The sequence below is a fragment of the Algoriphagus persicinus genome, from assembly GCF_035156415.1.
Lineage (GTDB): Bacteria > Bacteroidota > Bacteroidia > Cytophagales > Cyclobacteriaceae > Algoriphagus > Algoriphagus persicinus.
Genome location: NZ_JAYEEY010000049.1, coordinates 1 through 12666, shown reverse-complemented (window position 1 = coordinate 12666; position 12666 = coordinate 1). Strand labels below are relative to the sequence as shown.

Below are 12666 nucleotides of genomic sequence, written 5' to 3'. Positions count from 1 at the left end.
AAACGCCTATTGCTAAAGAGTTAAACAGTAGTCAAAAAAATAGAGACCGATTTCCTGAAATCGGCCTCTATTGAATAAAAAAGGCTGTCTCCAATAATGAAAATCAATATGAGACAGCCACGTTTTTTTTATCCATTTACCTTCTCTACTATTCTTTCAAAGACTTTCACTCCCGTTTCAATCAACTCATCGGGGAAGTCATAGGTAGGCTCGTGGAGTTGAGGACAGCTCTCACCGGCACCCAATCCAAATATATAAGCAGGACAACTCTGACTGAATAAGCCAAAATCTTCTGACCAACGAAAAGGTTCTGATTTTTCTACTAGATTCAGCCCTAGATCCTTCATTACTCCTTCCGCAATTTCGGCGGCTATTGGATTATTTTTGGAAACAGCGAATTTTTCCACCAAACTGAATTCACAGCCAAGCTTTTCGGCTGTCGCAATTTTTCTAGCTTCCTCAGTAACCATTTCGATCAAACTATCCAGATCATTCTGGTCATAAGCACGAATAGTCAGACTCAAACTTCCTTTGCCGGCACTGGTTCCAAAAGCCAAGCTTCCTATCTCTGCGTGAATGACAGTGACCAACGCAAAGTTTTTCAGCTTATCAGGAAGTGTAGGAAGAATTTGAATCAATTGAGCGATGGCCTGAGCTGGGTTGATCCCGGCATCTGGGTGTGCTGCATGGGAAGTCTTCCCGGAAAGCGAAATCGTCAATCCCGTACTTCCTGCCGCAAATGATCCTTGCCTGACCACCACTTGATAGAGTGGAAAGCCTGGTAGATTGTGTAGTGCAAATGCAAAATCCGGTTTGATTTGCTGGAATTGAGGATCCTCTAGAATTCTCTTTGCGCCTTCCCCAGTTTCTTCAGCTGGCTGGAAAAGCAAAACTACCTCACCATTTTCAGGTCTTTGAGCAGCTAATTTCTCTCCCAATCCACAGATGATAGTCATATGTCCATCATGACCACATAAATGTGCCTTTCCCGAAGTCTGGCTGATATAGCTGAGATCTCCCGATTCTTGAATAGGAAGTGCATCCAGCTCGGCTCGAAACAAACTTCTTGGGCCTGCCCTTTTCCCCTTGAAAATGAAAGCAAGCCCATTTCCGCCTAGATTCTGAATGGTTTGATCTGGATTGAGCTTTGCAAAAAAGGCTAAAATTTTCTCCACGGTAGCACTTTCTTCGCCGGCAATCTCTGGGTTTTGATGTAGGAGTTGACGGAGATATATGAGTTCTGAAAGAGGCATTTTTCTAATAAATTTTCGAAAGGTAAGTTTCTACTGCTCAGATGGAATCATTTTTGAAGAAAAAATGAGCCTTCGATCAGGAACTATCCAAGATCGCTGGCTATTTTAGAATATCATTTCAACCCTACAACGATAACTTTTATGAGCGAGGCACAAATTCAAAACTACAACGAGCAAATCCAAGCTTTGGAAGCACAAATCACTGGCGATATGTTTGCAGACATGGAGATTCGTGACAAGATCCACAACCTTAAGATGGAGCGTGACGGAGTTAAACCTACAGATTCCAGCATAGACTGCGTAGGTTGCGGAAGTTAATACACTGACTTTGGCTAGCTACTATATCATTTACAAGCCCTTTGGGGTTTTATGTCAATTTTCGGGAGAGGGACAGACACTTGCCTCTCTTTTTGATTTTCCCAAGGAGGTATATCCTGTAGGCAGACTGGATAAGGATTCGGAAGGACTCCTGATTATTACAGACGACAAATCTTTAAATCATCACCTGTTGAACCCTCGCTTTGGACACCAGCGAACTTACTATGCTCAGGTGGAAGGCGCTCCCGAACCAGCATCTTTAAAAGAGTTGATGCAGGGTGTGATGATCCATGTGGAGGGGAGAGATTATAAAACCAAGCCTGCGATAGCCAAAACCTTGGACCCAGTTCCTTCTCTTCCGGATCGTGATCCTCCTATACGCTATCGAGCTTCGATTCCCGATACCTGGATTTCTTTGACTTTGATAGAGGGCAAAAATCGACAGGTGCGCAAGATGACTGCTGCGATCGGACATCCTACGCTGAGACTTGTACGCTGGTCTATGGAGAAATTGTCGATAGCTAATTTTAAAGTAGGGGAAGTACAAGAGATCGATGAAAAAACGATTTATCACAAATTAGGCTTGACTGGTTTTAAGAAGACAAGTGAAACGAGGAGTTCAGGGAGGTAAGACCTTTTGACTCTCGCGGCGGCGCGACGTTAGATTGGCGAAAGTGGTTTGGCTTCCCTTTTACTTTTATGATTTTGGCTTTGTTTAAAGAGATTGTGAGGCAACATTAAGAAGAGTTACCCAGCGCAATTTTGTCTTGTCCTCCAATAAAAGATTTGAATGGAAATAATTTCACTATTAAAATCGCTACGCCGCCGCGCCCCTACGAGAAATAAGCATCTTAAAAAATCATAAAATCCCTTTCTTATTCATGGTTTACCGCTTCTAAGATTTAAGATTGTCCTTTGGGACAAAAACCTTTATTTTAGGCTCCCTTTACTCGCACTCAAAGATTCAGATTCCATGCATCAGGAAAAAATAGCAGACGTAATACAGGAAGTTAAGAAAGTAGTAGTAGGCCAGGATAGAATGGTCAACAGACTTCTGATTGGACTTTTTACCAATGGCCACATTCTTTTGGAAGGGGTGCCGGGCCTGGCCAAGACCTTGACGGTCAATACACTAGCTAAAGTTCTTCATCTTGATTTCAATAGAATCCAGTTTACACCGGATTTACTTCCCTCAGATTTGATCGGTACGATGATCTACAATCAGCAGGCAGCGAGCTTTGAAGTAAAAAAAGGACCAATTTTCTCCAATGTGATCTTGGCAGATGAGGTCAACCGATCTCCAGCCAAGGTCCAGTCAGCACTTCTGGAAGCCATGCAGGAAAAGCAGGTGACCATAGGTGATACTACCTATATGCTGGATAGACCCTTCTTGGTACTAGCTACGCAAAACCCGGTGGATCAGGAAGGCACATACCCACTTCCAGAAGCACAAGTGGATAGATTCATGATGAAAGTACACATCGACTATCCAAGCAAGGCGGATGAAATGGAAGTAATGCGCAGGATGGCGAATATGTCATTTAGCTCGGAAGTGAATGCAATACTTTCCAAAGAGGAGATTTTTGAGATCCGCAATCAGATCAATGCAGTAAAGATAGCTGAGCCACTAGAGCACTATATTATTGAGTTGGTATTTGCGACCCGATTCCCGGTACAATATGGGCTTAAAGAAGAAGCTAAGTACATTCAGTTTGGCGTATCTCCACGTGCAAGTATCAATTTGAACTTAGCCTCCAAGGCAGTTGCATTCATGGATGGAAGGGATTACGTATTGCCTGAAGACATCAAAGAAATAGCAGAAGATGTGTTAAATCACCGCATCATTCTCAATTATGAGGCAGAAGCTGATGGAATTAATACCCGGGATCTGGTAAAAATTCTCATGGAGAAAGTTCCTATTAACAAATCGGTAACATTGAAATAATAGCTATTTCACTAAAAAAAGGCTTTTCGAGAGAGAAGCCTTTTTTTATGCGCTTTTTATTATTCCAATATTAAATTCTGCATCTTTTATTAAAAAAAGCATAATTCAAAAAATTCTCTTGAGGTAGAAAATTGAGACAGCTTTGCATCATCAAATAAGGCAAACCATAATCAATTATAAATCTCAATGAAAAAGTTCAATTCTCTATTCATCCTGTTTTCAGCCGTTGCGCTCGGATTCTCGAGCTGTATTGAAGGCAATGATAAACCTGTAGTTCCTGTAGTCCCAGAGACTGAGGATGTATTGCTAATAAATTCAAACATTACGGCCAATACTACTTGGGAAACTGGTAAAACGTATGTCCTGGGTGGTAGAATTGCTGTCACTGCAGGTACTACACTTACAATTCAGCCCGGTGTAATCGTAAAAGGTGAAGTTGGATCAGGATCTAATGCGACTGCATTGCTCATCGCCAGAGGAGCAAAACTTGATGCGCAAGGAACAGCTACATCTCCGATCATCTTCACCACTTTTGCTGACGAGATCACTCCTGGAGAGATTGCATCCCCTAATCTTGAGCCTGAACTTTCCGGTCTTTGGGGAGGATTGATCATTCTAGGTAAAGCCAATGCTTCTCTAGCTGGTGACGTCACTGAAACACAAATCGAAGGTATCCCACCTTCCGATACCAATGGTCTATATGGTGGAACTGATGATGCAGACAATTCTGGTATCATCAAATATATTTCAATCCGTCACGGTGGTGCTAATATCGGTGAAGGCAACGAGATCAACGGGCTCACTTTAGGTGCTGTTGGATCAGGAACGGTAATTGAAAACATAGAAGTGATCGGTAACCAAGATGATGGAATCGAGTGGTTCGGTGGTACTGTAAACGTAACAAATGCAATTATCTGGAATGTAGGTGATGACCTGCTAGATACAGATCAGGCTTGGTCAGGTACGATGGATAACTTCATCTTAGTTGCCGGTGGTTCAACTGACCACGCACTGGAGATTGATGGTCCAGAAGGATCATTCAATGCTGGACATACCTTGAAAAACGGTACTATCAAAGGAAATAATGTTGCCGAACTAGGTGATTTCAGGGACGGAGCAAGAGGTACTTTCGAAAACATTTACTTCTTCAATTTTGCTAATCCTGCTGACACTGAAGGTCGTGGTGACCTTTCCCTAAGCGGAGAAAAAACATTGGCAACATTCTCTGGTGGGACATTGAAATTTATGAATCTTGAAATTACTCTAGCTGATGGCGTTGAACTTTCCAAAGTATTTAAAAATGGAACTGATGCATTTGCTACAAATGTAGCAGCTGGTGCTAACACAGTAGGTGCTGACAAAACAGCATTTGCTAGCACTTGGTCCTGGACTTCAGCTTCAGGAGCTATTTCTGATCTAAAATAAACTCTCACTTTTGAAAGAAGGGAGAAAGAACTTGCAAGGTCACTTTCTCCCTTCTTTCAAAATTTATTCTAACTGCTGTATGAAGAATCAATCTACAAATCCACTTATGAAGGGATTCCTGGTTTTACTTCTGCTGATACTTTCACAAGTGTTTGCAGGCTTTGCATTTGCCCAAAATGGTACCATTCGTGGTACCATCTTCGAAGAAGGTACGGGTGAGCCTCTATTTGGTGTCTCTGTCTTAGTGAAAGAAACATCCACCGGTGCAGTCACTGACTTCGACGGTAAATTCGAAATAAAAGTCACACCGGGAACCTATTCGCTTCAGGTTTCTTACATTTCATACGCTTCTATCAACCTTACCGAGGTAGTGGTAAAAGCAGGTGAGGTGAACGTCATCAGCGATCTATTGATGGCTGAGGAAGCTTCCGATCTTGAGACTGTGACTGTCTCTGCTTCAGCGATTAGAACCACAGAGTCTGCGCTGCTTTCAGTAAAAAGAAATGCTGCCAACTTGATCGATGGTATCTCGGCAAGTACTTTCCGCCAGATTGGTGATGGAGATGCAGCTTCTGCTGTAAAGCGAGTAACTGGGGTATCTATCGAAGGAGGTAAATACATCTTCGTGAGAGGGCTCGGTGACAGATACACCAAAACGGTTTTGAATGGCGTGGATATCCCAGGTCTTGATCCAGATAGGAATACCATCCAGATGGATATATTTCCTACCAATGTGATCGACAACATTATCGTTTCTAAATCATTCACCGCGGATCTAGCCGCTGATTTCACCGGTGGTGTCGTAGATATTGAAACCAAGGATTTTCCTGAAGAAAAAACCATGCGCTTGAGCCTCAGTGGGGGAATCAACCCATCGATGCACTTCAACTCAAACTACCTGAAATATGATGGTGGCAATACAGACTTTTTAGGATATGATGATGGCACTAGAGCTATTCCTACAGACGGAAGAATTGACATTCCCCAGTATGGTGATGCTGTGGGCAATCCAAATGGCCAAAGAGGAATGGAATACCAGGATATTCTTGGAAACTTCAATAAAACTCTGGGTGGCTACAGAACCAATAGCCTTATGGATGTAGGTGTTAGCTTCTCGCTTGGCAATCAATTTACTAGATCAAAAGCTACCTGGGGTTATAACTTTGCTTTGACCTACAAGAACGAAACTGAATTCTATCAGGATGCTGAATATAACTTGTTTGCTAAGCCTAGAGACCTTAACCAAACAGAATTAGAGCCTTTAGAAAGACAGCGCGGTGACTTCGGAGTCAATAATGTATTGCTAGGAGGATTAGCTGGTATCGCCTTGAAGACGGATCATTCTAAATTCAAATTGAACTTGATGCACTTGCAGAATGGTGAATCAAAAGCAGGTGAATTTAGCTTTATCAATACCAACTTGGGAGCAAACTTCGAAGCCAAGCAGTACAATTTGGAATATAGCCAGAGAGGTTTGACTAGCATCTTACTTGCTGGTACTCATTATATCAATGGAAATGATTGGGAATTCAATTGGAAACTTGCACCAACCAGATCTACCATCAGCGATCCTGATATTAGATTTACCCGATTCAGAGAGCCTGCAAATACCGTTTCTTCAGAAGTAGGTTTACCAGCTAGGATCTGGAGAGATCTGGAAGAATATAGTTTGGTGGGCAAAGGAGATATAACCAAAAAAATGACGCTTTTCTCAAGAGAAGGCAAAGTGAAGTTTGGAGGAAACTATGTATTCAAACAACGAGACTTTACTATACAAAGCTTCCAGTTTGCGACAGGAAACTCAGAATTTACAGGAGATCCGAACGAGATTCTGCTTGACCAGAATCTATTCTCAGCTGAGAATAGAAATGGAGTAAGGTACAATGCCGATTTTATCCCGATAAATGCCAATGCCTATAACTCTATCGCTACAAACATGGGCGGTTATGTTTCTTTGGAAGCCAATCCAGCAGAAAAATTGAAAGCTATCGTTGGCTTGAGAGTAGAGAAATTCAATCAGTACTATACTGGAACCAACCAGACAGGAACAATAGATTATGATTTGGTAGAGGTGTTGGATGACTTGGATTTCTTCCCTACTGTCAACTTGATTTTCAACCTGAAAGACAATCAAAACCTTCGCGCTTCCGCATCTAGAACTATCGCTAGACCTTCTTTCAAGGAGCTTTCTTATGCAGAGATACTTGATCCAATCACAGGTAGAACTTTCATCGGCGGTCTATATCCAGAAACTACCAATGGTGGTAAAGAAGTCCTTTGGGATGGCAACTTGGTTTCTACTCATGTGAATAACTTTGATTTACGATGGGAAGCTTTCCAGGAAAAAGGTCAAATGCTTTCAGTAAGTGCCTTCTACAAAACGTTCGAGAAGCCTATTGAAATGGTTCAGTTCCTTGCTGATCCGGGTACTTTCCAGCCAAGAAACGTAGGTAACGGTACTGTCGCAGGTTTAGAGTTTGAATTTAGAAAATCATTGAAATTCATTGCTCCAAGCTTTGAGAATTTCAGTTGGAATACGAACGTGACGATCACTAGATCTCAGATCAAAATGTCTGAATCTGAGTTCAGATCTAGGTCATTGACCGCTAGAGAAGGACAAGTGATCGAGGATACGCGTGATATGGCTGGTCAGGCTCCTTACTTGATTAATACAGGTTTAAGTTATAACTCCTACCTAACGGGCTGGGAAGCTGGTATTTTCTACAACGTACAAGGATCCTCTTTACAATATGTAGGTTTCGGCAACAGGACGGATACCTATTCTGTACCATTCAATAGCTTGAACTTGAATATCAATAAAACTTTCGGAGCTGATGAGCGTCTTCAGGCAGGTTTAGGTGTTCAAAATATCCTGAATTCTAAAAGGGAGTACGTTTATAGTTCCTACCAAGCCGAAGATCAGATCTTCAGTAGTCTTTCTCCAGGAGCAAAAATCAACTTGAGAGTTTCATTCTCATTCTAAACTACTACTGCCACAAATGAAAAAGAGGCTGTCTCATAAGTAGGGACAGCCTCTAATTTGTACGGGTAGGTATCTGAGATAAATTCCAAATACTTAAATCTCAGCTTGATGATTTAAGTTTTGAGACAGCTTCTTTTTTTATGTCAATTTATGGATGAGGACTGAGCTCCAATTTCTCTACCAAATAAGCTATTCTATCTTGTGCCTCCATTTTTGCCTGCTGGATAAGAATCTATTAAAATATCGACAATGCGCGCAGCGGTTTTTCCATCCCAAAGTGGTATTCCTTGGTATTGTTTCCACTCCCCTTTCATGATTTTTTCGAGATAGGGCTTTAGTTTTTTTGGATCAGTTCCTACCAATTCGTTGGTGCCAAGATGTATTGTTTCGGCTCGCTCTGTATTGTCCCTCAAAGTGATGCATGGCACGTTCATGACCGATGCTTCTTCCGTTATTCCCCCCGAATCGGTAATTACACCTTTTGAATTTTTTACCAGATAATTAAATTCCAAATACCCCAAAGGTTCGCTCATGTGCAGATTTGGAGCAACGATTCCTAGGCCTTGTAGATTTTTGGCGGTTCTCGGATGAACCGGGAAAATGATAGGAAGACCTTTAGTCCCTTCCAAGATCGCATCTATCATCGCCTTGAGGGATTGCTCCTGATCTACATTTGCAGGTCGGTGCATAGTCATGACGAAGTATTGCCCTGATACTAGATTTTCAAAAATCTGACCTGCAGGCTTTTGAAATCTTGGCATTTGAGCCATCAGTGTGTCTATCATGGTATTGCCTACGAAATGGATCTTTTCTTCAGGTACGCCAGCTTTTCGCAGGTTTGAGTTCGCGATTTCTGAAGTGGTGAAAAAGTGATCTGTGATCGAGTCAGTGACCATTCGATTGATTTCTTCAGGCATGGATAAATCACCCGAGCGAATGCCGCCCTCCACGTGTGCCACATCAATCTGAAGTTTCTTAGCAGCTATGGAGCATGCTAGCGTACTTGTGACATCACCGACTACTATTACTAAGTCCGGTCGGTTTTCCATCAATTCCTTTTCAAAAGCAATCATGATAGTGGCAGTTTGCTCTGCTTGGCTTCCTCCACCTCCGCCAAGATTGGCGTCGGGTTCGGGAATAGATAATTGCTCAAAAAAGTCTCCTGACATCTTTTTATCGTAGTGCTGACCCGTGTGAACGAGCCGGAAATGGACATCAATTCCTTGCGCTTGCTTTTTGATAAATTGATGAAGGATGGGTGCGATTTTCATAAAATTGGGTCGCGCACCTGCGACAATAGTAAAACTAGCCATCTCTTGTCGTGATATTCAGTCCAAAAATAGTAAATCCTTTTGGAGGCATTGGCTAAAATTAGCGTTCTTTTGGTAAGTCTGTTTTGGCTCCTTTTTTGTTTCTTTGCAGGGTTATATTTTCTTAACTAACTGTATTTGATGAATTGCAATATTTGGTCAAAAGGAGTGAAAGCCCTTTTACTGCTCGTGGCCGCACTTACATTTTTCTCTTGTATTGATACGTTAGAATCTGAGGTGGTTGTTTATACTAACGACTTCTCTGATTTGGATTTGGCAGGATTTGAAAATGCCAGACTTATGATATTTGAACAGGATACCGTAGTAGGCTACTATCATAATGAAGAAATAGCAGTCAATCTTACAGGGCTTCCTTCCCATAACATGTTGAAGGTGACTCTTGAGATACTAGTGCATGACACCTGGGACGGCAATCCATCTGATACTGGGGGAGGTCCAGATCAATGGTTTTTTGGGGTAGATACCGAGGAAATATTCCGGACAACCTTCTCAAACTCACCCTGCGAGTCCACTTATTGTCTATATCAATCCTATCCTGATACTTATTTTAGACAAAACAGACCGAAATCCGGAGCGATTCAAGCCAATATGCCGGGTTTATGTTTGTACGGAGCTTTCGCAAATTACACGACTCGATATAGTATTTCTAAAATAATTGAGCATAGTACTTCCAGTACTAGAATTTATATGAATTCAGCATTGGTGGCTGATAATTCACCGGACCCTCTGTGTGACGAATCTTGGTCTCTAGCTGCTGTCACTGTAGAAGCCCTTACCTTGAAATGATCATGAAGACAGGGAAAATTATGAGATGCTTTCTGGGGTTTTTGTTGCTAATTCTTCTAATCAACAAGAATTCATTGGCTCAGACAGTGCCGGTAGGTACGCCCGTATTAGATGATTATCTGAGAAGAGCTCAGTTGCTTGGTGACGTTGATTCCACCTCATCATTTATGATCAGGCCTCTTTATCCGGTGAACGCATTTGGGATAAAATACGCTTTTGACCTCGATAGTACTATAGTAGATATGGATCTCTCCCCCATCAATAAGTTTTTTGGGAAGGATAAGAAGGGCAAGTTTTTGTTGATGCCTGCAGTGGCTAAATTTCAATATAATTCTACCTATGCCTTTGGTGTCAATGACGGGGCATTTATCCCAAACCGTGGAATTCAGAGTATCCTGAGCGCAGGGGCATTTTTGGAATATGGCTCATTCAGTCTGCAATTGCAGCCAGAACTGCTGATGGCTCAAAACAAAGATTATAAAGGCTTCCCTATAGAGCACCAGGCCTCGATATTATTCTATTATGAGTACATGAATCGCATTGATATGCCGGAGCGATTTGGAGAGGAATCATATACTCACGCCTACTTGGGACAATCTAGCATTCGTTATAATTTCCAAGAATATTCTATTGGTATTTCTTCCGAAAATCTATGGTGGGGGCCTGGAAAGAGGAACTCACTCTTGCTAGGAAATAATGCGCCGGGCTTTGTTCATTTGACAGCAAATACACGTAAGCCGGTGCGGACAAAAATCGGATCTTTTGAAGGGCAGGTCATCGGTGGTTTCTTAAGCTCCTCAGGCTTCTTACCCCCATGGTCTGATTATAGAATTCAGGAAAATAACGTGTATATCCCTAAACCTGAAAATAATAAGCGTTTCTTGACTGGGTTGGTTTTGACTTATCAGCCTAAATGGGTGCCTGGATTATTTCTGGGTTATGGCTCTGTCAATCACGTTTACAGAGAAGACATCAGTGGTTTAGGAGATGTTTTACCGATTTTCAATGGAAGAAAAAAACCGGACAACATTATTGACAATACCATTGCAAAGAGGCAGCAGTTTAGTTCTGGGTACTTTCGGTGGTTAAGTGCTACAGGGCATTTTGAATTTTATGGCGAGTATGGTACCAGAGGGAATAGTATGAAACTAAACGATTTCATGATTACTCCTGAGTCTGGAAGAGCTTTCACTTTTGGATTTTCGCATTTAATGAGTCTTAAAAAATCTGGACATTATTTCCAAATTAGTTCTGAAATGACACAAACCGGACAGACCATTAGAGACGATATCAGATCACTCAAGACTTGGTACATTCACGACTATGTAGTCGAAGGCTATACACAAAATGGCCAGGTGCTTGGAGCTGGAAATGGGCCAGGAAGTAATGTGATCTTTTTGGAATTAGCCTGGGTGAATAAGATGAACCGAATTGGTTTCCAAATGGAGCGGATTGTCTATAATAACGATTACTATTATTATCGATACGAGGCATCTAAGGACTGGAGAAACAAATATGTGGATCTTGTCCCTTCCCTGATTGGTGATTGGAAGTTTGGCAATTTATTGTTCAATGCCCGTTTGCAATATGTGAATACCTTGAACTACAAGTGGTATTTAGAAAATAATCCAGACCAGTATTTTGTGCCTGGCTATGATCGCAAGAACTTTGTGGGTCAGGTCGGATTAGCATATATTTTCCAATAGAAGTTAGATTCGATGGCAATATGAAATCGAGCATGACTCAAGCGTCACACACAGGGATGATTATCTACCATGCGAGATTCTCCCGATCCGCCACGGCGGACGGGACAGGCCATCCCGTTTCCTTCGTCACGGGACAGGTTATGACCGTTAAAAGAAAATTATAAACACATGAAAGTAGAAAAGAATAAAGTGGTAGCAGTATGCTATAACCTGAAAGTGGATGATGGCGACACCGGAATGCTTCCTTATGAATCTGTGCCTGAGGATAAACCCTTTTACTTTTTATTTAACGCAGGAGAAGTATTTCCCAAATTCGAAGAAGCATTGCTAGGCAAGTCTGCCGGAGATGAGTTTTCTGCACTTTTGGGTTTTGATGATGCGTATGGAGACTATATGGAGGAGAAAAAAACCATCATNCGAAGAAGCATTGCTAGGCAAGTCTGCCGGAGATGAGTTTTCTGCACTTTTGGGTTTTGATGATGCGTATGGAGACTATATGGAGGAGAAAAAAACCATCATTCCAAAGGCCAATTTTAAAGAAAAAGGAAAAGTAAATAAGGAAATGCTTCGTGTAGGAAATGTGATTCCTATGCAGGATAATAAAGGAGGGCAGATTCGTGGAGAGATTACCAAAATCGACTACACTGGAGTTCACATGGACTTTAACCCTCCACTGGCCGGATATGATTTATTCTTTGAAGGCAAAATCATAGCTGTGCGGGAGGCGCTTCCTGAGGAACTCGAACACGGGCATGCACACGGCCCAGATGGACATCATCAGCACTAAACTAATGCAATGTGGCTGTCTCATATTGATTTTCATTATTGGAGACAGCCTTTTTTATTCAATAGAGGCCGATTTCCTGAAATCGGTCTCTATTTTTTTGACTACTGTTTAACTCTTTAGCAATAGGCGTTT

General features: G+C 41.8%; 12 protein-coding genes. 10 read left to right on the top strand and 2 right to left on the bottom strand.

Going from position 1 to position 12666, the window contains the following annotated elements; translation table 11 throughout:
* Positions 1–128 precede the first annotated feature (128 nt).
* A complete protein-coding gene (locus U3A58_RS21170; protein WP_323826394.1) occupies positions 129–1253 on the bottom strand; it encodes an amidohydrolase in 1125 nt (374 codons plus the stop codon).
* A 141-nt stretch (positions 1254–1394) separates the two neighbouring features.
* On the opposite strand from U3A58_RS21170, the gene U3A58_RS21165 reads away from it, so the two are divergent.
* The 5 genes from U3A58_RS21165 to U3A58_RS21145 all read left to right on the top strand — a co-directional run bounded on the left by U3A58_RS21165 (position 1395) and on the right by U3A58_RS21145 (position 7924).
* Positions 1395–1571 (top strand): hypothetical protein, encoded by a 177-nt coding sequence (locus U3A58_RS21165; protein WP_323826393.1) that lies wholly within the window; start codon positions 1395–1397, stop codon positions 1569–1571.
* A gap of 10 nt (positions 1572–1581) precedes the next feature.
* Positions 1582–2202, top strand: coding sequence for a pseudouridine synthase (locus U3A58_RS21160; RefSeq protein ID WP_323826392.1), 621 nt, complete (start codon positions 1582–1584; stop codon positions 2200–2202).
* 342 nt (positions 2203–2544) lie between these two features.
* Positions 2545–3516 carry an AAA family ATPase gene (locus U3A58_RS21155; protein WP_323826391.1) on the top strand — a complete coding sequence of 324 codons (972 nt, stop codon included), beginning with the start codon at positions 2545–2547 and terminating at the stop codon, positions 3514–3516.
* Positions 3517–3702: 186 nt separating this feature from the next.
* A complete protein-coding gene (locus U3A58_RS21150) occupies positions 3703–4941 on the top strand; it encodes a hypothetical protein (RefSeq protein ID WP_323826390.1) in 1239 nt (412 codons plus the stop codon).
* Positions 4942–5020: 79 nt separating this feature from the next.
* The gene (locus U3A58_RS21145) at positions 5021–7924 is read left to right on the top strand and encodes a TonB-dependent receptor (protein WP_323826389.1); all 2904 of its coding nucleotides are present in this window, start codon (positions 5021–5023) and stop codon (positions 7922–7924) included.
* 194 nt (positions 7925–8118) lie between these two features.
* Here U3A58_RS21145 and wecB read toward each other — a convergent pair whose 3' ends face one another.
* Positions 8119–9237, bottom strand: coding sequence for a non-hydrolyzing UDP-N-acetylglucosamine 2-epimerase (wecB, locus tag U3A58_RS21140; protein ID WP_323826388.1), 1119 nt, complete (start codon positions 9235–9237; stop codon positions 8119–8121).
* Between the two features lie 138 nt (positions 9238–9375).
* Between wecB and U3A58_RS21135 the strand changes: the two genes are divergently transcribed.
* The 5 genes from U3A58_RS21135 to U3A58_RS21115 all read left to right on the top strand — a co-directional run bounded on the left by U3A58_RS21135 (position 9376) and on the right by U3A58_RS21115 (position 12534).
* Complete coding sequence (locus U3A58_RS21135; RefSeq protein ID WP_323826387.1) at positions 9376–10041, top strand: hypothetical protein; 666 nt, start codon at positions 9376–9378, stop codon at positions 10039–10041.
* Positions 10042–10061: 20 nt separating this feature from the next.
* On the top strand, positions 10062–11747 hold the full coding sequence (locus U3A58_RS21130; protein ID WP_323826386.1) for a capsule assembly Wzi family protein: 1686 nt from the start codon (positions 10062–10064) through the stop codon (positions 11745–11747).
* Positions 11748–11767: 20 nt separating this feature from the next.
* On the top strand, positions 11768–11911 hold the full coding sequence (locus U3A58_RS21125) for a hypothetical protein (RefSeq protein ID WP_323826385.1): 144 nt from the start codon (positions 11768–11770) through the stop codon (positions 11909–11911).
* A 4-nt stretch (positions 11912–11915) separates the two neighbouring features.
* On the top strand, positions 11916–12200 hold the full coding sequence (locus U3A58_RS21120) for an FKBP-type peptidyl-prolyl cis-trans isomerase (protein ID WP_323826384.1): 285 nt from the start codon (positions 11916–11918) through the stop codon (positions 12198–12200).
* Positions 12175–12534, top strand: coding sequence for an FKBP-type peptidyl-prolyl cis-trans isomerase (locus tag U3A58_RS21115; RefSeq protein ID WP_323826383.1), 360 nt, complete (start codon positions 12175–12177; stop codon positions 12532–12534). Before U3A58_RS21120 ends, U3A58_RS21115 begins: the two co-directional genes overlap by 26 nt.
* The last annotated feature ends 132 nt before the right edge of the window (positions 12535–12666 follow it).

Bases quoted from the DNA above. Each gene is read 5' to 3' on its own strand.
- U3A58_RS21125 (WP_323826385.1), top strand. From the start codon at position 11,768: ATGAAATCGAGCATGACTCAAGCGTCACACACAGGGATGATTATCTAC.
- U3A58_RS21165 (WP_323826393.1), top strand. From the start codon at position 1,395: ATGAGCGAGGCACAAATTCAAAACTACAACGAGCAAATCCAAGCTTTG.
- U3A58_RS21150 (WP_323826390.1), top strand. From the start codon at position 3,703: ATGAAAAAGTTCAATTCTCTATTCATCCTGTTTTCAGCCGTTGCGCTC.
- wecB (WP_323826388.1), bottom strand. From the start codon at position 9,237: ATGGCTAGTTTTACTATTGTCGCAGGTGCGCGACCCAATTTTATGAAA.
- U3A58_RS21135 (WP_323826387.1), top strand. From the start codon at position 9,376: ATGAATTGCAATATTTGGTCAAAAGGAGTGAAAGCCCTTTTACTGCTC.
- U3A58_RS21145 (WP_323826389.1), top strand. From the start codon at position 5,021: ATGAAGAATCAATCTACAAATCCACTTATGAAGGGATTCCTGGTTTTA.
- U3A58_RS21130 (WP_323826386.1), top strand. From the start codon at position 10,062: ATGAGATGCTTTCTGGGGTTTTTGTTGCTAATTCTTCTAATCAACAAG.
- U3A58_RS21170 (WP_323826394.1), bottom strand. From the start codon at position 1,253: ATGCCTCTTTCAGAACTCATATATCTCCGTCAACTCCTACATCAAAAC.
- U3A58_RS21155 (WP_323826391.1), top strand. From the start codon at position 2,545: ATGCATCAGGAAAAAATAGCAGACGTAATACAGGAAGTTAAGAAAGTA.